This window comes from Streptomyces sp. S6 (assembly GCF_054880855.1).
Genome location: NZ_JBTYMC010000104.1, coordinates 1 through 20,624, shown reverse-complemented (window position 1 = coordinate 20,624; position 20,624 = coordinate 1). Strand labels below are relative to the sequence as shown.

The 20,624-nt window shown below is 71.7% G+C and carries 22 protein-coding genes and 1 pseudogene; 9 read left to right on the top strand and 14 right to left on the bottom strand.

Annotated features, from left to right (window positions below; translation table 11 throughout):
* Nucleotides 1-316, top strand: a pseudogene (locus ACVNF4_RS16965) (NADP-dependent phosphogluconate dehydrogenase); the annotation flags it as partial.
* A gap of 28 nt (nucleotides 317-344) precedes the next feature.
* Here the strand turns inward: ACVNF4_RS16965 and ACVNF4_RS16960 are convergent.
* Complete coding sequence (locus ACVNF4_RS16960; RefSeq protein ID WP_461803650.1) at nucleotides 345-515, bottom strand: hypothetical protein; 171 nt, start codon at nucleotides 513-515, stop codon at nucleotides 345-347.
* A 73-nt stretch (nucleotides 516-588) separates the two neighbouring features.
* Here ACVNF4_RS16960 and ACVNF4_RS16955 point away from each other — a divergent pair, with 73 nt between their 5' ends.
* Complete coding sequence (locus tag ACVNF4_RS16955; protein WP_461803649.1) at nucleotides 589-843, top strand: hypothetical protein; 255 nt, start codon at nucleotides 589-591, stop codon at nucleotides 841-843.
* Between the two features lie 5 nt (nucleotides 844-848).
* Here ACVNF4_RS16955 and ACVNF4_RS16950 read toward each other — a convergent pair whose 3' ends face one another.
* The 3 genes from ACVNF4_RS16950 to ACVNF4_RS16940 all read right to left on the bottom strand — a co-directional run bounded on the left by ACVNF4_RS16950 (nucleotide 849) and on the right by ACVNF4_RS16940 (nucleotide 4,365).
* On the bottom strand, nucleotides 849-1,634 hold the full coding sequence (locus ACVNF4_RS16950) for a thioesterase family protein (RefSeq protein WP_461803648.1): 786 nt from the start codon (nucleotides 1,632-1,634) through the stop codon (nucleotides 849-851).
* 92 nt (nucleotides 1,635-1,726) lie between these two features.
* A complete protein-coding gene (locus ACVNF4_RS16945) occupies nucleotides 1,727-3,355 on the bottom strand; it encodes a glycoside hydrolase family 43 protein (RefSeq protein ID WP_461803647.1) in 1,629 nt (542 codons plus the stop codon).
* A gap of 209 nt (nucleotides 3,356-3,564) precedes the next feature.
* Nucleotides 3,565-4,365: an IclR family transcriptional regulator gene (locus ACVNF4_RS16940; RefSeq protein ID WP_461803646.1), complete on the bottom strand. Its 801-nt coding sequence runs from the start codon at nucleotides 4,363-4,365 to the stop codon at nucleotides 3,565-3,567.
* 129 nt (nucleotides 4,366-4,494) lie between these two features.
* Here ACVNF4_RS16940 and shiA point away from each other — a divergent pair, with 129 nt between their 5' ends.
* Nucleotides 4,495-5,835 (top strand): shikimate transporter, encoded by a 1,341-nt coding sequence (gene shiA, locus ACVNF4_RS16935; RefSeq protein WP_461803645.1) that lies wholly within the window; start codon nucleotides 4,495-4,497, stop codon nucleotides 5,833-5,835.
* Between the two features lie 89 nt (nucleotides 5,836-5,924).
* Nucleotides 5,925-7,688 carry a bifunctional sugar phosphate isomerase/epimerase/4-hydroxyphenylpyruvate dioxygenase family protein gene (locus tag ACVNF4_RS16930; RefSeq protein ID WP_461803644.1) on the top strand — a complete coding sequence of 588 codons (1,764 nt, stop codon included), beginning with the start codon at nucleotides 5,925-5,927 and terminating at the stop codon, nucleotides 7,686-7,688.
* 7 nt (nucleotides 7,689-7,695) lie between these two features.
* Here ACVNF4_RS16930 and ACVNF4_RS16925 read toward each other — a convergent pair whose 3' ends face one another.
* The 6 genes from ACVNF4_RS16925 to ACVNF4_RS16900 are packed head-to-tail and all read right to left on the bottom strand — an operon-like array spanning nucleotide 7,696 to nucleotide 13,233.
* The gene (locus tag ACVNF4_RS16925; protein WP_461803643.1) at nucleotides 7,696-8,574 is read right to left on the bottom strand and encodes an SDR family oxidoreductase; all 879 of its coding nucleotides are present in this window, start codon (nucleotides 8,572-8,574) and stop codon (nucleotides 7,696-7,698) included.
* Nucleotides 8,571-9,518 (bottom strand): acyl-CoA dehydrogenase family protein, encoded by a 948-nt coding sequence (locus ACVNF4_RS16920; protein WP_461803642.1) that lies wholly within the window; start codon nucleotides 9,516-9,518, stop codon nucleotides 8,571-8,573. Before ACVNF4_RS16920 ends, ACVNF4_RS16925 begins: the two co-directional genes overlap by 4 nt.
* 4 nt (nucleotides 9,519-9,522) lie before the next feature.
* Nucleotides 9,523-10,641 (bottom strand): acyl-CoA dehydrogenase family protein, encoded by a 1,119-nt coding sequence (locus ACVNF4_RS16915; protein ID WP_461803641.1) that lies wholly within the window; start codon nucleotides 10,639-10,641, stop codon nucleotides 9,523-9,525.
* Nucleotides 10,642-11,379, bottom strand: coding sequence for an enoyl-CoA hydratase family protein (locus ACVNF4_RS16910; RefSeq protein ID WP_461803640.1), 738 nt, complete (start codon nucleotides 11,377-11,379; stop codon nucleotides 10,642-10,644). It abuts the gene before it with no gap.
* Nucleotides 11,380-11,389: 10 nt separating this feature from the next.
* The gene (locus ACVNF4_RS16905) at nucleotides 11,390-12,433 is read right to left on the bottom strand and encodes an NAD(P)H-dependent flavin oxidoreductase (protein WP_461803651.1); all 1,044 of its coding nucleotides are present in this window, start codon (nucleotides 12,431-12,433) and stop codon (nucleotides 11,390-11,392) included.
* A 26-nt stretch (nucleotides 12,434-12,459) separates the two neighbouring features.
* Nucleotides 12,460-13,233, bottom strand: a complete 774-nt coding sequence (locus ACVNF4_RS16900) for an SDR family oxidoreductase (RefSeq protein ID WP_461803639.1) — start codon at nucleotides 13,231-13,233, stop codon at nucleotides 12,460-12,462.
* Between the two features lie 99 nt (nucleotides 13,234-13,332).
* Here ACVNF4_RS16900 and ACVNF4_RS16895 point away from each other — a divergent pair, with 99 nt between their 5' ends.
* On the top strand, nucleotides 13,333-14,202 hold the full coding sequence (locus ACVNF4_RS16895) for a CoA transferase subunit A (RefSeq protein ID WP_461803638.1): 870 nt from the start codon (nucleotides 13,333-13,335) through the stop codon (nucleotides 14,200-14,202).
* Nucleotides 14,199-14,942, top strand: a complete 744-nt coding sequence (locus tag ACVNF4_RS16890; RefSeq protein ID WP_461803637.1) for a CoA-transferase subunit beta — start codon at nucleotides 14,199-14,201, stop codon at nucleotides 14,940-14,942. The genes ACVNF4_RS16895 and ACVNF4_RS16890 overlap by 4 nt, the downstream gene beginning before the upstream one ends.
* Here the strand turns inward: ACVNF4_RS16890 and ACVNF4_RS16885 are convergent.
* Both ACVNF4_RS16885 and ACVNF4_RS16880 read right to left on the bottom strand, forming a co-directional pair.
* The gene (locus ACVNF4_RS16885; RefSeq protein ID WP_461803636.1) at nucleotides 14,932-15,561 is read right to left on the bottom strand and encodes a TetR/AcrR family transcriptional regulator; all 630 of its coding nucleotides are present in this window, start codon (nucleotides 15,559-15,561) and stop codon (nucleotides 14,932-14,934) included. The two genes, ACVNF4_RS16890 and ACVNF4_RS16885, sit on opposite strands and share 11 nt — an antisense overlap.
* A 59-nt stretch (nucleotides 15,562-15,620) precedes the next feature.
* The gene (locus ACVNF4_RS16880; protein WP_461803635.1) at nucleotides 15,621-16,367 is read right to left on the bottom strand and encodes an SDR family oxidoreductase; all 747 of its coding nucleotides are present in this window, start codon (nucleotides 16,365-16,367) and stop codon (nucleotides 15,621-15,623) included.
* Nucleotides 16,368-16,533: 166 nt separating this feature from the next.
* On the opposite strand from ACVNF4_RS16880, the gene ACVNF4_RS16875 reads away from it, so the two are divergent.
* Nucleotides 16,534-16,899, top strand: a complete 366-nt coding sequence (locus ACVNF4_RS16875) for a DUF6479 family protein (protein WP_461803634.1) — start codon at nucleotides 16,534-16,536, stop codon at nucleotides 16,897-16,899.
* Nucleotides 16,900-16,903: 4 nt separating this feature from the next.
* Here ACVNF4_RS16875 and ACVNF4_RS16870 read toward each other — a convergent pair whose 3' ends face one another.
* A complete protein-coding gene (locus ACVNF4_RS16870) occupies nucleotides 16,904-17,755 on the bottom strand; it encodes a fructosamine kinase family protein (protein ID WP_461803633.1) in 852 nt (283 codons plus the stop codon).
* 80 nt (nucleotides 17,756-17,835) lie between these two features.
* Here ACVNF4_RS16870 and ppk2 point away from each other — a divergent pair, with 80 nt between their 5' ends.
* Both ppk2 and ACVNF4_RS16860 read left to right on the top strand, forming a co-directional pair.
* Nucleotides 17,836-18,642, top strand: a complete 807-nt coding sequence (gene ppk2 / locus ACVNF4_RS16865; protein WP_461803632.1) for a polyphosphate kinase 2 — start codon at nucleotides 17,836-17,838, stop codon at nucleotides 18,640-18,642.
* 64 nt (nucleotides 18,643-18,706) lie between these two features.
* Complete coding sequence (locus ACVNF4_RS16860) at nucleotides 18,707-20,221, top strand: long-chain-fatty-acid--CoA ligase (protein WP_461803631.1); 1,515 nt, start codon at nucleotides 18,707-18,709, stop codon at nucleotides 20,219-20,221.
* A gap of 17 nt (nucleotides 20,222-20,238) precedes the next feature.
* Here ACVNF4_RS16860 and ACVNF4_RS16855 read toward each other — a convergent pair.
* Nucleotides 20,239-20,624, bottom strand: a 386-nt coding sequence (locus ACVNF4_RS16855) for a histidine phosphatase family protein (protein ID WP_461803630.1), incomplete at its 5' end; no start/stop codon positions are given.

Genomic DNA, 20,624 nt, shown 5'->3' with positions numbered 1-20,624 from the left:
CCGCATCCGCGCCGCCTACGCCCAGGACACCGCACTGGTCAGCCTGTTGACCGAGAAGGAGTTCGCCCAGGAGATCACCGACGCGCAGGTCCCCTGGCGCGAGATCGTCGCCACCGCCGCCCGCCGAGGCATCCCCGTCCCGGCGTTCTCGGCGTCGCTGGCGTACTACGACACCCTGCGCGCCGAACGCCTCCCCGCCGCCCTGCTCCAGGGCCAGCGCGACTACTTCGGCGCCCACACCTACGGGCGTACCGACAAGCCCGGCGCGTTCCACACGCACTGGGCCGACGCCGAACGCCCCGAGACCGACGCGTAGTTCGAAACGCGGACAGGACCGCCCCCGACTACGTGGATTCCCCGATGCCGACGGCGCGGACGTCTACGCCCGCGCATGGTCGGCCGTCCACCCCTCCGACGACGACCTCGACGCCGCGTTCGTCCGCTTCGGCGACCGTGGTCAACACACCGGCCTGGTCTGGGAGATGGACGGCGAGGGCGGTGCGGAGATCGCTCAAGACCCCGCTGGCACCCTCCTGTTGGCGCGCTCCTGGCTCCCCAGCCCCGCGTCGACGCGCGGCGGGAGCGTCCGTGACGGAGGAGCTGGAGATGGGTGAACTCCAACTGCCCAGCGGCCGGGCCGTGGTGGTCTGGGCGGCCGAGCAAGAGGCGGGGACAGGGGCGGTGTTGGGGATCGAGCCGGGAACGTACCGCGTCACCTGCGGATGGCGCGAGGGGACACGGGGCCGGTACCTGCCCGAGGCCGAGACGTACGGCCCGCCCCGGCCGTACGCGGACGACGACTGGAGCTGCCGCTGGGTCCGCTCCACCCGCTCCGGGGTGTGACGGCGTCAGCTCCCCGGCGCCGGCCGCACCGTCAGGATCTGCTGGGCCTGGCCCACGGGACCCTCGATGTCGTACAGGACCGTACTGGTGAGGCCCTGGCCGGTCGGGCCGAAGGAGACGGTCGTGTCGAGGCCCGTCCACGCGCCCCGGGGCTGGCGGTGGAGGTGGATCGTGAGGTCCACGTTCGGGAAGATCCACTCGGTCGGGGGACGGCGGACGGCGATGCCGTTGGCCGTGTCGACGAGGGTGAGGAACGAGGCGAGCGGGCTGATCGGCTCCCCGGCGACGAGGGTGTGCGGGGTCGTCATCCAGGCCGTACCGCGTCCCGGCCGAGGCGGCACCGGCACCCGGGCGTCGACGGACGCGACGTATCCGCCGGGCCAGTGCTCGCTCATCGGCCAGGGCTCCGACACCTCCGGCGCGGGCAGCACCTCACCCGTTCCGCCCGCCACCCCGCTCGTGTCGAGAGCCGTCAGCAGCCACGCCCGCGCCCGCACCACGTCCCGGCCCGAGATCCGGACGACGGCCTCGACCAGCTCGATCGTCCGCCCCGGCCGGAGGGTCGCCACCTCGACCTCGCACTCGTCCAGGGCCAGGCGGCCCAGGATGTCGTAGCTGATCCGGGAGAGGAGCAGGCCGGGACGGTCCGCCAGATACCGGTCCATGGCGTGGACGATCAGACCGCCCAGCGGACTGAAGTGCTGCTCGTCCGGCGACCAGGCGCCCTGTGCGTGGTGCGTGGGCTTGAAGCGGTGGTCGTCGATGCGCTGGTAATAGCTGCCGGGGGTCAAGGGGGGCCTTCCTCGGTGGTGGTTACATCCTGTTGGGCCAGGCTATGCAGTCACCTGGCCCGAAGGCCACACCGGGACAGAAGGCCGGCAGGTCAGGGCACCGCCACCTCGAACCGTGAGACGCGGACCGAACCGCCGAGCGCCCGGGTGGCGTGGTTGAAGAGGGCGAAGCGGTACCCCATGAAGAACTGCCAGGCGTTGCCCATCGAGAAGGCCGGGCCGAGCCGGGTGAAGGTGGTGCCGTCGAGGCTGTAGGAGAAGGTGCCGGGGCGGGCGGCGCCGGGACGGATGTCGGCGTTCGCGCGCAGCCAGAGCCTGTTGGAGGTCACCGTGACGCTCGCGACCTCCGTGCCCTTCCCCGTCGTGTTCCAATTGCCGTCCATCGTCAGCCCGTTCACCATCACGAGCCGGGTCGCTGTGCCTTCCCGCTTGACGCCGATCCACGCGGAGGAGTCCCGCAGCAGCGCGAGTCCGGCGCGGTCGCCGTCGCGCATCGCGGTGATGTCGAGGGTCGCGGTGGCCGTGGAGGAGGGGCCCTGGATGCGGTGGGTGAGGGTGTTGCGGGCCCAGTACAGGTCGTCGGTGACCGTCGCCGTGGACAGGGTGAGGCCGTTGTTCACCGACCACTTGGTGTTGTCCGGGTTGTGGTTCCACTCCCACTTCGGCTTGAGCGTCGTCCCGTCGAAGGTGTCGACGCCGATCATCGGCGTGACCTGGCGCGGCGGGGTCGGCAGGGAGGGGCTCGGGTACGACGTCCCCCAGGCGCCGTTCACCAGTTGGAGCACCGGCCAGCCGTCCGACGTCCAGGTCACCGGCGCGAGGACCGGGACCCGGCCGCCCGGGTAGGCGTCCACGAAGGCAAGGTAGTACCAGGCGCCGGACTGCGTCTGGACGAGGCCGCCCTGGTGCGGGACCCCGCCGCCGGGGATCGGGCCCGACAGGTTCAGCAGCAACTGCCGTACCGTGTACGGGCCGAAGGGGCCGCTGGTCGACTTCAGAACGTACTGGCCGTTCGCCGGGCGGGTCACGAAGATGTAGTAGTTCCCGCCCACCTTGTAGAACCGCGAGCCCTCCAGCGTCCCGATGCTCGACGGGGTGCTGAACACCTGCTGCGCCCGCACCTGCCCGCGCCCGTCCGGCGTCAACTGGGCCACGCTGATGGTGGTGTTGCCGTACGCGACGTACAGGGTGTCGTCCGTGTCGACCAGGAGACCGGCGTCGTAGTACACGTTTCCGAGCGAGGTCAGCTGGGTCCACGGGCCTTCGACTGCGGGCGCGGTGTAGATGAAGGTCCGGGCGAAGTCGATCTGGCCCAGCCAGTAGAACGTCCGGTTGGAGGGACGGTACGCCAGGGACGACGCCCACACGCCCCGGACGTAACCCCGGCCGCCGTTCAGGTCGTACTTCGCGCCGAAGTCCAGCTTCGGCAGGGAGTGTCCGGCGAACTCCCAGTTGACGAGGTCGTAGGAGCGCAGGATGGGGGCGCCGGGGGAGTAGTGCATGGTCGACGCCGAGTAGTAGAACGTGTCGCCGACGCGGATGACGTCGATGTCGGCGAAGTCCTGCCACAGCACCGGGTTGTTGTAGGTGGCCGCCGCCTCGGCGGTGAACGGCAGCGCCGCTCCCACCACGATCCCCGCTCCGCCCGCGAGCGCTCTGCGCCTGCTGATCCCTTCGCTCAGCCATGACATACCGGCCGGGTTCTCTCCTGCGACGTCCATCGGATCCTCCAACGGGGAGTGGGAGCGCTCCCATTCACGGGCGGACTGCTGCCTGTTCAACCGTGGTGCGAGGGGGTGGTGCGCGCCGCCGTGTTCGCAGGTACGAACAACGGACGGGCCGTCGGACGATTCGGATGATAGGTGCCTCAGGGGGAGCGTCAATACCCCGCGCACCGCCGGATCGGCAGGCGGCGCGCGAGGGTGTCCGCTCAGCCGGCGCTGCCCAGTGGATGGCTGAAGCCCTGCTCGGAGATGAGGCGGGCGCCCTGCGCGAGTTCGGCGGCGAAGCGCTCGATCGCCTCGTAGGGGAAGCGGTGGGTCGGGCCGCTGACGGAGAGGGAGGCGGCGACGCGTCCGGTGCGGCCCGTGACGGCGACGGCGACGGCGGTGAGGCCCTCGTCGAACTCGCTGGAGCTGACGGCGTACCCGCGCTCGGCCGCCTCCGCCGCCCAGCTCCTGAGCCGGTCGGCGGACGGCTCACCCTGCGGGGAGGACGCGGCGACGCGGCGCAGGAGGGCGTCCGGCGCGTCGCGCAGGAGGATCTTGGAGGAGGCGCCGGCCCACAGGGGCTGCTCGTCGCCGACGTCCACGACGTGGCGCAGGGGGTGCGTGCTCTCCTCGTGGGCGACGCAGATGCGGTGCACCCCCCGGGCGACGAAGAGGTTGACCGTCTCGCCCAGGCGGTCGGCGAGGTCACGCATGACCTTGCGGGTCTCCTGCGGGATCTCCCACTGGCTGCGCGCGAGGTACGCCCACCGCCACAGCGCCGGGCCCGCCGTGTACCCGCCGGGGTGCGGGCCGAGCAGGCCGCTCTCCTCCAGGGTCTGCACGAGGCGCAGCGCGGTCGTCTTGGCGAGACCGGTGGCCTCGGTGATCTCGCGGAGGGTGACGACGGGGCGGTCCTCGCCGAGGAGGTTCAGGATCTCGACGGCACGGCGGACGCTGCGGACGCCGGGGGCGTGGGGTTCGGCGGGCGGTGACTGGGGGGAGTGGTCCTCGTCGGTGCTCATGTGCCGCCTCCCCGTGATGTGCGTGTGTCAGGTGTGGAGGAAATCTTGCCGCACCTCTTGATGGTCGCAAACCGCCCGCCCTATGGTTCCGCTGGTCGGATCGAAAGTTCCGCACAGTGGACCGAGAGAGTGGGTGAACAGGTGAGCCGCACCCCGCACAGTGCCCTCGCCCGGCGCGCGGCCTTCGCGAGCTTCATGGGCGCCGTCGTCGACTGGTACGACTTCTTCCTGTACGGCATCGTCGCCGGCCTCCTCTTCGGCGACCTCTTCTTCCCCGACGCCTCCCCGGCCGTCGGCACCCTCGCCGCCTGGGCCACCTTCGGTGTCGGCTTCCTCTTCCGCCCCCTCGGCGGCATCGTCTTCGGCCACTTCGGCGACCGCCTGGGCCGTAAGCGGATGCTGGTGCTGACCATGCTGATCATGGGCGTGGCCAGCACCCTGATCGGTGTCCTGCCGACCTACGCGCAGGCCGGGATCTGGGCGCCGGTCCTGCTGGTCGTGCTGCGCGCCACGCAGGGGTTCGCGGTGGGCGGCGAGTGGGGCGGGGCGGCGCTGATGGCCGTGGAGAACGCGCCCGGGAAGTGGCGCTCGCTGTACAGCAGCGGCGTCCAGGTCGGCGCCTCCTTCGGGCTGTTGCTCGCGACGCTGGTCACCAAGCTGATGTCGTCCACCACCTCCGAGGCGGCGTTCCGGGCCTGGGGCTGGCGCATCCCGTTCCTGCTCAGCGCGCTGCTGGTGCTCGTCGGGCTGGTGATCCGGGCCAAGGTGGAGGAGTCCCCGGTGTTCACCGAGAAGGCCGCCGGGGCGGCGCGTCCGAGTGTGCCGCTGGTGGCGGCCGTGCGGTCCAACCCCGGCGGGTTCTTCGCGATCATCGGGCTGCGGTTCGTGGAACTGTTCACCTTCTACGGGGTGACGACCTTCGGACTGTCGTACGGCACCGACGAGTTGGGGCTCGACCGGGACAGTCTGCTCGACGTCAACCTCGCCGTCGGCGGGCTCGCCGTGCTCACGATCCCGGCGTTCGCCTATCTCGCCGACCGGTACGGGCGCCGCCGGATCTACTGCGCGGGCGGGGTGATCGGGGCGGTGGGCGCGGTGCCCTATTTCTGGGCGATGGAGTCGGGGTCGATGCTGCTCGTCGTCGGCTGTGCGGTGCTGCTGGTGAACGTCGCGCACGACATGGCCGTCTCCGTCCAGCAGGCGCTGTTCACCGACATGTTCGGGGCGGAGTACCGGTACAGCGGGGCGGGGGTCGGGTACCAGCTCGCGAGTGCCGTCGGGGGCGGGTTCACGCCGCTGATCGCCGGGTCGCTGGTGGTCTGGGCGGGCGGGGGGTGGGGGCTGGTCGCGGGGTACGTGGCGCTGGGGTGCCTGGTGTCGGCGGTGGTGGCCTGGCGGATGCGGGAGGTGGGGGAGGTGTCTTCGGTTTCGACGGAGGCGGAAAATTTGACCATGCAGCGGAACGGGTGAACCGTCTGGTGGTCTACCGTAGAGCTGTCGGCGCCCTGCCCCGGAAGCGTTCCGCCTCCGGACGACCTGGATACGTATCGGGAGCGTGCATGCGTAAGTCCATCGCCACCGTCTGCCTCAGCGGCACCCTCACCGAGAAGCTCGCCGCAGCCGCCCGCGCGGGCTTCGACGGCGTCGAGATCTTCGAGAACGACCTCCTCGCGAGCCCCCTCACTCCCGAGGAGACAGCCGCCCGCGCCGCCGACCTGGGCCTCACGATCGACCTCTACCAGCCGATGCGCGACATCGAGGCCGTCCCCGAGGACCTCTTCGCCCGCAACCTGCGCCGCGCCCGCCACAAGTTCGACCTCATGGGCCGGCTCGGCGTGGACACGGTCCTCATCTGCTCCAACGTCTCCACGCACGCCCTCGACGACGACGCCCTCGCCGCCGACCAGCTGTCCCGGCTCGCCGACCTCGCCCAGGAGTCCGGCGTCCGCGTCGCCTACGAGGCGCTCGCCTGGGGCCGGCACATCAGCACGTACGACCACGCCTGGGACGTCGTCCGCACCGCCGGCCACCCCGCGCTCGGCACCTGCCTCGACAGCTTCCACATCCTCTCCAGGGGCTCCGATCCGAAGGGCATCGAGGACATCCCCGGCGAGAAGATCTTCTTCCTCCAGCTCGCCGACGCGCCCGTGCTGGCGATGGACGTCCTCCAGTGGAGCCGCCACTACCGCTGCTTCCCCGGCCAGGGCGGTCTGGACGTCACCGGCCTGCTGAAGCACGTCCTCGCCACCGGCTACACCGGCCCCCTCTCCCTGGAGGTCTTCAACGACGTGTTCCGCCAGGCGGACGCGGGCCGCACCGCCCTCGACGGCATGCGCTCCCTCCTCGCCCTGGAGGAGAGCGCCGGCGCCTCCCACCTCCCCGCCCCGGTCGTCCCCACGGGCGTCGCCTTCGCCGAACTCGCGACCAGCGACCCCCAGCCCACCGAGGACCTCCTCACCGCCATCGGCTTCACCCGCACCGCCCGCCACCACACCAAGCCGGTCGACCTGTGGGAGCGCGGCGAGGCCCGCGTCGTCCTCAACACCGCGACCCCGCGCACGAGTACGACGCTCTCGGCACTCGGCCTGGAATCCGACCGGCCCGCCGCCTCCGCCCGCCGAGCCGAGGCCCTCCTCGCCCCCGCCGTCCCCAAACACCGCACCGCCCAGGACGTCCCCCTCGACTCCATCGCCGCCCCCGACGGCACCGAAGTCCTCTTCTGCGCCACCCGCCGCACCGGCCTGCCGAGCTGGACGGACGACTTCACCTTCACCGACGCCACCCCCCACCCCGACGGCCGCCTCGACCACCTCGCCCTCACCCAGCCCTGGCACCACTTCGACGAAGCCGTCCTCTTCCACCGCACGATCCTCGGCCTCAGCCCCCACGACACGGTCGAACTCGCCGACCCCTACGGCCTCTTCCGCAGCCGCGCCCTCTCCGCCTCCCCCGCCGGCCCCCACCTCGTCCTCAACCTCGCCCCCACCCCCGAGACCGACGAGCGCGCCCGGCACATCGCCGTCGCGGTGGACGATCTCGTCGCCACCGTACGGGAGTTCCACACGGCAGGAGCTGCCCTCCTGCACGTCCCCGGCAACTACTACGACGACCTCGCCGCCCGATTCGACCTGCCGGAACAGGAGTTGGCCACCTACCGCGAACTCGGCATCCTCTACGACCGCGACGAACAGGGCGGCGAGTTCCGCCACTGCTACACCCGGACCGTCGGCCAGGTGTTCTTCGAGTTCGTCCAGCGCGACGGCGGATACAGCGGGTACGGCGCGGCCAACGCGCCGATACGGCTGGCGGCCCAGCGCCGATGAGCGGCGCTCACCCGCTCCCGTACACCCCCGCCGGATCAGGCGCCCGCGCCAGCAACTCCCCGACGGCCGCCCCCACTTCCCCCGGCTCCCACCGCCGCTCCCGCTCCACCCGGGGACCGTGCTGCCAGCCGTCCGCCACGCTGATCATCCCGCCCTCGACCTCGAAGACCCGCCCGCTCACCGCCCCCGACCCGGCGGAGGCCAGCCACACCACGAGCGGGGAGACGTTCCCGGGGTGCATCGCGTCGAATCCGGACTCCGGTGCCCGCATCCGCTCGGCGAACGCCGCGACGGCCTCGGTCATCGGGGTGCGCGCGGACGGCGCGATGGCGTTCACCGTCACCCCGTACCGGGCGAGTTCGGCCGCCGCGATCACGGTCAGCGCGGCGATGCCGGCCTTCGCGGCACCGTAGTTCCCCTGCCCGATGCTCCCCGAAAGCCCGGCGCCGGAACTGGTGTTGACGATCCGGGCGGCCACGGGGCGCCCGCTCTTGGCGCACTCACGCCAGTACGCGGCGGCGTGCCGCAGCGGCGCCGCGTGCCCCTTGAGATCCACCTTCAGGACGAGGTCCCAGTCCGCCTCGGTCATCGACACCAGCATCCGGTCCCGGTTCACCCCCGCGTTGTTCACGAGCGCGTGCAGCACCCCGAACTCCTCGACGGCCCGGCGTATCAAAGCCTCCGCGTACCCCCAGTCGCTGACGTCCCCGAGGTCGGCGACGGCCGTCCCGCCGCGCCCGGTGATCTCCTCGACGACGGACTTCGCCGCCTCCCCGAGATCGTTGACGACGACGGTGGCACCCTCGGCGGCCAGCGCGAGCGCGTGCGCGCGCCCGAGGCCCTGGCCCGCGCCGGTGACGACGACCACCCGGTCCTGACAGATCACGTCCCGCCTCCTGGGTTCCCGGTGAGTCCCAACCGCCGTGCGATCAGGGCGCGATGCTCGGCCGGACCACCCCAGTCCGCCGCGAGCGCCCAGGCCCGCTTCGCGTACCGGTGCAGCTCGTACTCCGTCGTGTAGCCCATCGCCCCGTGACACTGGACCGCCGCACGGGCCGCCCTGCGCGCCGCCTCCGAGGCGAGCACCTTCGCCGCCGACGTCCGCACGTCCGCGTCGGACTCCCCGGCGGCCTGTGCCCACCCGGCGGCCAGCACCGACGCCCGCGCGAACCGCACCGCCACCACCACCTCGGCCAGCGCGTGCTTGACGGCCTGGAACGACCCCACCGGCACCCCGAACTGCTCCCGCTCCCGCACATACGCCACCGTCAGCTCCAACATCCGCGCCGAGAGCCCGATGAGCAGCCCGGCCGTAGCCAACACCCCCCGGAGTCGCACGAGTTGGACCTCCGAGGCTCCTTCGGTGAGCAGCACCCCGCCCTGGGGTGGAGCCGACACCCGCGCCAACTCCCGCGTAGGGTCGACCGATTCGAGAGATGTGATCTCCAACTCCGCACGGTGGAACAGCCGCAGGCGACGATCCGTGCGGGTGACGACGAGGTCCGCGCGGGCCGCGAAGGGGACAGGTGCGTGTTCGGCGAGTGTGGCCGTCAGGGTGAGCGAACCGTCCAACACCCCGGCCAGTTCCGGGAGTCCGGCCAGCAGCGGCGCCCCCACCGCGATGGTCTCGGCGGCCGGTGCCGCGACCCCGCTGTGGCCCAGCACTTCCATCAGCGGCGGCAGACAGTTCTCGTCGAGGCCCGCCTCACCCGGCACCAGCGCGCCCAGGACGCCCACATCGGCGAGCGCCTCCCATACGTTCTCTTTGCTGAGCACCCCGCTCGCCGCCTCGGCGAGCGCCGCGTCCACCTCGGCCACGGAGAACCGCACCCGCTCACCTCCTCGGCAGCCCGAGCAACCGCTCGGCGACGATGTTGCGCTGGATCTCGTTCGTGCCGGCGTAGATCGGCCCGGCGAGCGAGAAGAGGAACCCCGTGCTCCACGGCCCCGCCAACTCGGCCTCCGGGCCCAGGAGTTCGACGGCAGTTTCGTGCAGCCGGATGTCCAGCTCCGACCAGAACAGCTTGTTGAGACTGGCCTCGGCGCCGACCTCACGGCCGTCGGCGATCGCCGTGACCTGCTCCAGGGTGAACCACTGGTACGCCTGCGCGTCGATCCACGCCCGCACGACCTGGTCGCTGTGGGTCCCCGTCGTGCGGGCCAGTTCCACGAGCCGGTCGGCGGTGTGCAGGAAACGCCCGGGGGAGCGGAGGGTGAGTCCGCGTTCGGAGCCCGTGGTGGCCATCGCGACCTGCCAGCCCTGGCCTGCCTCGCCGAGCACATCGGCGTCCGGGACGAACACGTCGTCGAGGAACACCTCCGCGAACCCCTCGTCCCCGTCGAGCCGTTGGAAACCCCGGACGGTCACGCCGGGCGCGTCGAGAGGGAGCAGGAAGTAGGTGAGGCCGTGGTGCCGGGCGGCCTCGGGGTCGGTGCGGAAGAGACCGAAGAGGTGCGTGCAGAACGCGCCGCGTGTCGTCCACGTCTTGTGCCCGGTGAGCCGCCAGCCGTCCTCCGTGCGGACGGCGCGGCTGCGGATCGACGCCAGGTCACTGCCCGCCTCCGGTTCCGACCAGCCCTGCGCCCACAGGTCCTCGGCCGCCGCCATCCGGGGCAGCAGCCGGGCCCGCTGCTCGGTGGTGCCGTACCGGAACAGCGTCGGGGCCAGCAGGAAGATGCCGTTCTGGGTGACCCGCGCCGGTGCGCCCGCCCGGTAGTACTCCTCCTCGAAGATCAGCCACTCCCACAGCGACGCCCCGCGCCCCCCGTACTCCTCGGGCCACGCCACCACCGACCAGCGGGCCGCGAACAGCTCACGCTCCCAGCCGAGATGAGCGGCGAAACCCTCCCGGGTGTCCCCGGACGGCAGCGGCTGCGACGGCACGTGCGCGGCCAGCCACTCCCGCGCCTCCCGGCGGAACGCCTCCTCCTGCGCACTCCACGTCAGGTCCATTCAGTCACCGATCCCGAACCGCTCCTGCCGGGCCACACCCGACAGGTTCACCTCGAACGTGAACCCCTGCTCATAGCGGTAACTCCGCTTCACGTCCCACAGATCGATCCCGTTGAACGCCTCCTTCGCCGCCCGGATCACCGCCGGATGCTTCCCGGCGATCTCGGCGGCCACCTCCAACGCCCGCGCCCGCAAGGCAGATCGGGGGACGACGTCCAACACCGAGCCGTAACCGTGCAGTTCGGCGGCCGTCGCCGTCGCGCACGTGTACATCATCGCCCGCGCCCGGTGCCCCGGCACGAGCCGCGAGAGGTGGGTGCCCGCGCCCAGCGCACCCCGGTCCACCTCCGGCAGGCCGAAGGAGGCGTCGTCCGAGGCGATCACGACGTCCGCGTTGCCCACGAGCCCGATCCCGCCGCCCAGACAGAACCCGTGCACCGCCGCGACGACCGGCACGGCGCAGTCGTACACGGCGGCGAACGCCGCGAAACAGGCCCGGTTCACCTCGACGATCGCTCCCTCGGCCCGCAACTCCTTGATGTCCACACCGGCGTTGAAGCCGCGCCCCTCGGCGCGCAGCACGACCACCCGGACGGCGGGGTCGCGGCCCAGGCCGGTCAGGATCTCCGCGAGGGCGTACCAGCCCGCCACGGGAAGCGCGTTGACCGGCGGCCGGTCGACGACGACCTCCGCGACGCCCCGCTCGTCGACGGTCGTGGTGATGAACTCGGCACCCATGGACGTCCCTTCAGCCCGCGAGCCGGGCGAGTACGGACTCGGCCTCGGCGACGACGCGTTCGATCAGCTCCTTGCAGCTGGGCAGGTCGTCGATGACCCCGGCGACCTGCCCGGAGGCGAGCGTCCCGAGGTCGGTGCGGCCCTCGACCATCGACGCGCGCAGCATCATCGGCGTGTTCGCCGCCATCAGCACCTGCGACCAGCCCAGATCGTGGGCGCGGCGCATGGCGAGGCCCTCGCGGACCATGCCGGACCAGGGGATGCCCGAGGCCCGGTGGAACGCGGACGCGCTGCGCACCGACCGCCAGGCCCGCCCCAACGCCCTCTCGTTCAGCAGTCGTTCGACCAGCTCCGTGCGCAGCACCCGCTGCGGTACGCCGTCCAGAACGCGTGTCACGACCGTCCCGTCCACACCCCGCCGCAGATACTCCGCCTTCACCGCGTCCGGCACCGTGCTGTCGCTGGTCAGCAGGAACCGGGTGCCCATCGCGATCCCGGCGGCCCCCTGCGCGAGCGCCGCCACCAGACCCCGCCCGTCCCGGAACCCGCCCGCCGCGATCACCGGCACGTCCACCGCGTCCACGACCTGCGGCACCAGGATCGACGTCGGCACGGCCCCCGTGTGCCCACCCCCCTCACCGCCCTGGACGATCACCGCGTCCACCCCCCACGCCGCCACCTTCTCCGCGTGCCGCCGCGCCCCCACCGACGGCACGACCACCAGCCCCGCCTCCTTGAGCCGCCGGATCACCCGCTCCCGGGGCGCCAGCGCGAACGACGCGACCCGCACCCCCTCCCGCACCAGCAACTCCCCACGCTCCAGGACATCGGGCGCGTCCCCGCGCAGATTCACCCCGAACGGCGCGTCCGTCCGCTCCCGCACCGCCCGGATCGCGTCCCGTGTCTCCTCCGGCGACAGCGTCGCACCCGCCAGGATCCCGAGCCCCCCGGCAGCGGCCGTCGCCGCCGTCAGCTCGGGCCCGCTGACGTACCCCATCCCGGTCTGCACGACCGGATACCGCACCCCGACCAGTTCACACAGCGGCGTGCGCAGCGCTGAAGCCACAACGGGCCCTCCTCTCAGGCGTGTTGACTGCTCACGGAGACCACTTCACCGGTCATGTACGAGGCGTAGCCGCTCGCCAGGAACACCACGACGTTGGCCACCTCCCACGGCTCCGCCGCCCGCCCGAACGCCTCCCGGCTCGTCAGCTCGTCCAGCAGGTCGGCGCTGGTGACCTTCTCCAGGAACGGATGCAGCGCAAGGCTCGGCGACACCGCGTTCACCCGGATGCCGTGCCCCGCGAGATCCAGCGCCGCGCACCGCGTCAGCGCCATCACCCCGGCCTTGGCGGCTGCGTAGTGCGCCTGCCCCTCCTGCGCCCGCCACCCCACCACCGACGCGTTGTTGACGATCACCCCGCCCCGCCGCATCCGCCGCCCGGCGGCCCGCACACACCGGAACGTCCCGGTGAGCGTCACGTCGAGGACCCGCGCCCACTGCGCGTCGGTCATCTCCAGCACCGAACACGTCCCGCCGAGCCCCGCGTTGTTCACCATCACCTCCACCCCGCCGAACTCCTCGGCGACATCGAGGAGTCGCTCGACCTGCTCCTCAACCGTCACATCACAGACGGCGGTTGCCACCCGATCCGCCCCGAACTCCTTGCCCAGCGCCTCGTGCGCCTCGGCGAGCCGCCGCTCGTGGACGTCCCCCAACACCACGGCACGCGCGCCCTCTTCGAGACACCGCCGCACCACCGCCGCACCGATCCCCGCGCCGGCGGCGGCCGTGACGACCACCGTCTTCCCCGCGAGCAGTCCGTGGCCAGGCACGTACTGGGGCAGGTCCATACGTCCCCCCGCTTGTCGGAGCCGGAACGGCGTTCTACGGTAACCCACCAAGCGTTTGTTTGGTCCACGCCGTCACGCCCCACTTGCGAGAGGGTGAACATGGGCGACAAGACAATGGAGTTGGCGGACTTCGCGACGACCGTCGAGTCCGGCATGACCATCGGGATCGGCGGCTGGGGCTCGCGCCGCAAACCCATGGCGCTGGTCCGGGAGATCCTGCGCGGCGACGCCCGGGACCTGACCGTCGTCACCTTCGGCGGCCCCGACGCCGGACTCCTCTGCGCGGCGGGGAAGGTCCGCCGACTGGTCTACGGATTCGTCTCGCTGGACTCCATCGCCCTCGACCCGCACTTCCGCGCCGCCCGCGAACGCGGGGAGGTCGAGACCGCCGAGTACGACGAAGGCATGGTCGTCACCGGGCTGCGCGCGGCGGCGAGCCGCCTGTCGTTCCTGCCGACCCGCGCCGGACTCGGCTCGGACGTCCTGACCATGAACCCCGACATCAGAACCGTCAACTCCCCTTACACGGGGGAGGAGTACGTCGCGATGAAGGCCCTCCCGCTGGACGTCGCCCTCCTGCACATGAACCGCGCCGACCCGTCCGGCAACGCCCAGTACCTGGGACCCGACCCCTACTTCGACGACCTCTTCGCCCGCGCCGCCGACCGCTGTTACGTCAGCGCCGAACGCGTCGTCCCCGATCTGCTGACAGAGGGCCCCGCCCAGACGCTGCTGATCAGCCGGATCTTCGTCACCGGAGTGATCGAGACTCCGCGCGGCGCGCATTTCACGTCCTGCGTGCCGGACCATCCCCGCGACGAGGCGTTCCAGGCGCACTACGCGGCGTCCGCCAAGGACCCGGCGGCCTGGGAGCTGTTCCGGAAACGGTTCCTGGACGGCGATGAGCGGGCCTACCAGCAGGCCGTCACCGACTTCCACACCGACTTTCGTGCCGAGGAGGGGCGATGATCACGCGCGCCGAAGTGTGCGCTGCCGCCTGCGCCGACACCTGGCAGGGCGCCGGCGAGATCCTCGCCCACGCGGTCGGCTTCGTCCCGATGATCGGCGCCCGGCTGGCCAGGCTCACCACCAGCCCCGAACTGGTCCTCTCCGACGGCGAGGCGTACTACATGAGCGAGCCGCCACCGCTCGGCGGGACGGCGGCCGACGGGGGAGTGGTGGAGGGCTGGGTGCCCTTCGGGCGGATCTTCGAACTCCTGGAGAGCGGACGCCGGCAGAGCATGATGGGCGCGAGTCAACTCGACCGCTACGGCAACCAGAACATCTCCCTCGTCGGCAACTGGCGCAGACCGACACGGCAGTTGATCGGTGTACGCGGCGCACCCGGCAACACCGCCAACCACCGGGTGGACTACTGGGTCGCCCGGCACTCGCCGAAGGTGTTCGTCGAGAACGTGGACGTGGTCTGCGGCGTCGGCAACAACCGCGCCCGCGACCTGACGTTCCATCACCTGGGCGTCGTCATCACCGACTTGGCGGTCCTGGACTACGGCGGTGACGGCCGGCTGCGCATCCGCTCCGTCCACCCCGGCGTCACCGTCGACGACGTCCGCGCCCGCACCGGCTTCGACCTCGACGCGACCGGTGTCACCGAGACCCGGGTGCCCGACGAGGCCGAACTCCGCCTGATCCGCGAGGAGATCGACCCCCGGGGGCTGCGCGACCGGGAGGTCCCCGTCACTCCGTGACCAGGCCGCCGTACAGGATCCGCAGGTACTGCTCGGAGACCGCCTCGTGGCGGAACCGGCCGCGCGGGCGGTACCAGCGGACCGAGCACCACACCGTGTCGCGGATGAACCGGTAGGTGAGCCGGGCGTCGACGTCCGCGCGGAAGGCGCCGGACTGCTGTCCTGCGGCGATGGCGCGCAGCCAGATCCTCTCGATCTTGCGGCCCCACTGCTCGACGTAGGCGAACCGGGGCTGGCCGGACAGGGACCCGGACTCGTTCTGGTAGAGGGCGACCGCCTCGGGCGTCTCGTGTATGACGGCGAAGGAATGCTGGACGAGTTGGTCGAGGATCCGGCGCGGGTCCGGCTCCGCCGCCTCGATCGCGGTGAAACGCTCCAGGAGACGGCCGAGGAAGTCCCGGAGGATCTCGTCGAGCATCTCCTCCTTCGACGCGAAGTGGTGGTACAGGCTGCCCGAGAGGATGCCCGCCTCGTCGGCGATGTCCCGGACCGTGGTCTGCCGGTAGCCACGGGCGGCGAACAACGAGGCGGCGATCGCCAGGAGTTCGGCCCGACGGTCCGAACCCGCCTTCGGGGAGCCGGTGTCGGCCGCCGTGCGGACGGGGCGTCGTACCGTCATGTGGTCGTTCCTTCCAGCCGGGCCCGGTGCGGGGGGCTCAGCATAGCGATCAAGGCACGTCAGCCGTTCGGCGTGTGGCGCAGGAACGCCGGCCACTCGCCGCCCCCGTCCACGTTCAGCACCGCGCCCGTCACGTGCGCGGCCAGCGGTGACGCGAGGAGTACGCAGGCGCCGCCCACGTCCTCGGGCCGGGCGAACCTCCCGCGCGGGATCGTCGCCGCGACCCGTGCGACCTGCGCCGCGTCCCCGTAGTGGTCCATCGACCCCGGCGTCTCGACGAGCCCGCAGCTCACCGCGTTCACCCGGACCCGGGGTGCCCACTCCACGGCCAGCGACGCCGTCAGGCTCTCCAGCGCCGCCTTCGCCGCCCCGTACACGGCCGTCCCCGGGCTCACGCGGCGCGCGCTGATCGAGGTGACGTTGAGGACGACCCCGCCGTCGGCCATCACCGGGAACACCGCACGGCACACGTAGACCGGCGCGAGGAAGTTCAGCTCGGTGACCTTGCGGTGGAAGCCGGGGGAGGCGTCCGCGAAGGCGGCGTAGGGGGCGCCGCCCGCGTTGTTGACGGCGACGTCGATGCGGCCGTGGCGGCGGGACACGTCGGCGATCCAGCGCTCCACCTGGTCCGGGTCGCGGACGTCCAACTTGCTGAAGTGCGGCGGTGGTTCGGGCGGTTCGGTGCGGGCGCACACCTCGACGTGCGCGCCCGCCTTCAGGAACATCTCCGCGATGCCCGCGCCGACCCCGCGCGTGCCTCCGGTGACCAGGACGACCTTGCCCGACATGTCCAGCTGGAGGGCCATCCCGTCACCATAGCCAGCCTCACCAAGCAAACGCTAGGTTTGTCGCGTCGGCCGGGGCAACTCCATGATCGCGCTATGGAGTTGAATGGTCACCGAGTGTGGTGTCGGTGCCGGATCCGGTGAGTGCGGGAGGGTTCGCGTCCCCTTAGGGGGGTATTCGGGTGATATGACTACCGCATCCGTTGTGCTGGCCGCCCCGAGCGGCCTGCTCAGCCTGGGGATGTTCGTCGTCGGCCTGGCGCTCGTGGCCATGCTGCTCGGCGCGTTCTGGCTGGGCTACCGGGTCAAGATGCGCGAGCCGCCCTGCCCGCGCCCCGACGAGCAGCCGCACCTCCCGCCGGAGGGCGCGGTGCACGAGATCCTGGAGAACCGCGAGCCCGAGGAGGTCCCGAAGGTGCCGAAGGGCGGTCACGCCCTCACCCCGTACGAACTCACCAACATGCAGACCCGGCACAGCGACTCCAAGATCCGGCGCAGGTGGTCGCCGGGGTCCAGCGGTTCGTTCGGGGGCGGGGGACTGGGCGCGCACTGAGCCGCTACGCGGGAACTCCCCGCGCGGCCTCCACGGCCCGCTCCGCATACCCCTCGCCGAACAGCACCACATGCACCAGCAGCGGAAACAACTGGTGCGCCCCCACCCGCTCCCGCCACCCCTCCGCCAGCGGCGCGACCTCCTCGTATCCCGCGACCACCCGCTCCAGGAAAGGGCACCCGAAGAGCCGCAGCATCGCGAGGTCGGTCTCCCGGTGACCCCCGTGCGCGGCGGGATCGATCAGCCACGCCCGCCCGTCCGCACCCCACAGCACGTTCCCGTTCCAGAGGTCGCCGTGCAGCCGCGCCGCAGGCTCCGCGGGCCCGGCGATCCCCGGGAGCCGCGCACACGCACGCTCCACCACCGCCCCCTCCGCGACGGACAGCACCCCCTGATCCACCGCCGTCCGCAGATACGGCAGCACCCGCTGCTCGGCGTACCAGACGGCCCAGTCCGTGCCGGGAACGTTCCGCATGGGTGCCGGCCCGATGTACGCCTCCACCGGCCCGCCCGGCGGAGGCGTGCCGTACGCCGGGGCGCCCGACGCGTGGAGCGCGGCGAGATCACGGCCCAGGACGACGGCGGCCGAGGCGCTGGGCTGCCCGGACGGCACCTGCTCGGTGACGAGCCACCCGCCGTCGTCCCCGTGCACGGCCGGAACCGGGGCCGTGTCCGCAGCCGCCAGCCAGCGCAGCCCGGCGGCCTCCGCGCGGGCCGCCTCGGGGGTGCCGGCATGTTTGACGATCACCGTGCGGCCGTCGGCGAGGTCCACCTCGGCGACCGTGTCGGAGAGGGGGCGGACATGGCGTGCCGGGGTGCCGGTCAGGCGGGCGGCGACGGCGAGACGGACGTCCATATGGCCGCCAGCGTACGCCGCGAGGAGTGCTCCTCTTTAGACTTCTGGCGTTCACCTGTACGACGGCGGAAAGAGGCGGTATGGCCGGCGAGAAGACGGCGGGGTCCCTCAAGCGGAAGGCGTACGAGAGCGAACTGCTCAGGTTGCAGACGGAGTTGGTGAAGCTCCAGGAGTGGGTGCGGGCCGAGGGCGCCCGGCTGGTCGTCGTCTTCGAGGGCCGGGACGCCGCCGGGAAGGGCGGCACGATCAAGCGCGTCACCGAGCATCTGAACCCCCGCGTCGCCCGGGTCGTCGCGCTGCCGAAGCCGACCGAGCGCGAACGCACGCAGTGGTATTTCCAGCGGTACGTCGAGCACCTCCCGGCGGCCGGGGAGATCGTGCTCCTCGACCGGTCCTGGTACAACCGCGCCGGCGTCGAGCACGTCATGGGGTTCTGCACGAAGGAGGAGTACCAGCGGTTCCTGCGGCAGTGCCCGATCTTCGAGCGGATGCTCGTCGAGGACGGGATCATGCTGCGCAAGTACTGGTTCTCGGTGAGCGACGGCGAACAGCAGGACCGGTTCCGCAAACGCCTCGACGACCCGGTGCGCCGCTGGAAGCTCTCCCCGATGGACCTGGAGTCGATCACCCGCTGGGAGGCGTACTCGCGCGCCAAGGACGAGATGCTCGTGCACACCGACATCCCCGAGGCGCCGTGGATGGTCGTCGAGAGCGACGACAAGAAGCGGGCCCGGCTGAACATGATCGCGCACCTGCTGGACTCGGTGCCCTACCGCGAAGTCCCGCTGCCCGTCCTGGAGTTGCCCGAGAGGCCGCCGTCCACCGGGTACGTGCGTCCGCCGCGCGATCTCCAGAACTATGTGCCGGACCACGCGGCAAGTCTCTGACCTGCACAATTACTTGACTCAAGATCCTTGCGGCGGCACGGTGGGCTCAACTAGCGTCCAGCGCATGACCGTGTACAACCTCGCCGCGTTCCTGGACGACTCGGCCGTCCGCCATCCCGAGCGCACCGCGATCGTCTTCGGCGAGCTGCGGCTGTCGTACGCGCAGGTCGAGGCGGCGGCCGGGCAGGTCGCGAACCTGCTGGTGGAGGCGGGCGTGCGGCCCGGCGACAAGGTCGCGCTGTCGATGCCGAACCTGCCGTACTTCACGTTCGCCTACTACGGCATCCTCAAGGCGGGCGCGACGGTCGTCCCGCTGAACGTGCTCCTCAAGCCGCGTGAGGTGGCCTACCACCTCCAGGACTCCGACGCGAAGGTGTTCATCGCGTTCGAGGGCACACCCGAACTGCCCATCGGCGCGTACGCCCGCGAGGCCGTCGAAGACGCCGACGGCGTCGAGCTGTTCGTCGTCGACCCGGCGCGCGAACTGCCGTGGGCGGGGCGGTCGCCGGTCTTCGAGACGGTGGCGACGGACGAGGACGACACCGCCGTCATCCTCTACACCTCCGGCACCACGGGCCGCCCCAAGGGGGCCGAGCTGCGGCACCGGAACATGCGGGACAACGTCCTGATCGACGAGGCGTTGTTCGGGGCGTCCGTCGAGCGGCCGGACACGTTCCTGTGCGTGCTGCCGCTGTTCCACTCCTTCGGGCAGACGGTCATCCAGAACGGAGCGCTCGCCTACGGCGGGACGATCGTCATGCTGCCCCGCTTCGAGCCGGCCGCCGCGCTGAAGCTGATGCTCTCCGAGAAGATCACGTTCTTCGGGGGCGTCCCCACGATGTACTGGGCGCTGCTCGGCGCCCTCGACGACTCCGTGGACGTCCGGGCGCTGGCCCGGAATCTGCGGATCGCCGTGTCCGGCGGGTCGGCGCTGCCGCACGAGGTGCACCGGGCGTTCCAGGAGCGGTTCGGGGTGACCATCCTGGAGGGGTACGGGCTCTCCGAGACGTCTCCGGTGGCGGCGTTCTCCGTGCTCGGGGAGGAGCCGCGCGTGGGGTCCATCGGGCTGCCCGTGCCGGGGGTGGAGCTGCGGCTCGTGGACGGGGCCTCGGCGGTGGCGCAGGAGGGGGCGATCGGGGAGATCGAGATCAAGGGGCACAACGTCATGAAGGGGTACTACAAGCGGCCCGACGCGACCGCCGAGGTCCTTCAGGACGGGTGGTTCCGGACCGGGGATCTCGGGCGGCGGGACGCCGACGGGTACTACTACATCGTCGACCGCGCCAAGGACATGATCATCCGGGGCGGCTTCAACGTGTATCCCCGGGAGATCGAGGAGCTGCTCATGGAGCACCCCGCGGTGTCCCTGGTGGCGGTCATCGGCGTCCCTCATCCCTCCCACGGCGAGGAGATCAAGGCCGTCGTCGTCCGCCGGGCGGGCGTCGAGGTGACCGAGGAGGAGCTCGTCGACTGGGCGAAGGAGCGGCTCGCCGCGTACAAGTACCCGCGGGTCGTGGAGTTCGCGGAGGCGCTGCCGATGACGTCGACGGGGAAGATCCTCAAGCGCGAGATCAGCTGAGGTGGGTGGGGGTGCGTTCATGGCGCACCCCCACCCACCCGCACGTTCCACCGCCCACCCCTCCCACTGACCTCCACCCCCGACAACGGCGGCACGTCCACCCGCCAGAACGCCTCCTCCGGCGCCCCCAGCAGCCGGACGACGACGGCGCGCACCACCTCCGGCTCGACCACGGCGACCGTCCGCCCCGACAGCTCGCCGCCCGCCGTCAGCCACCCCGCCACCCGGTCGCAGAACCCCCGCACCGACTCCCCGCCGTGCGGAGCCGCACCCGGATCGGACAGCCACCCGGCGAGCGCCTCCGGCTCCCGCGCGCCCACTTCCGCGAGGGTCTCCCCGCGCCACCGCCCGGCGTCCAGCCCGGCCCACTGCGGGACGTCCACCGCCGTCAGCCCCAGCTCGG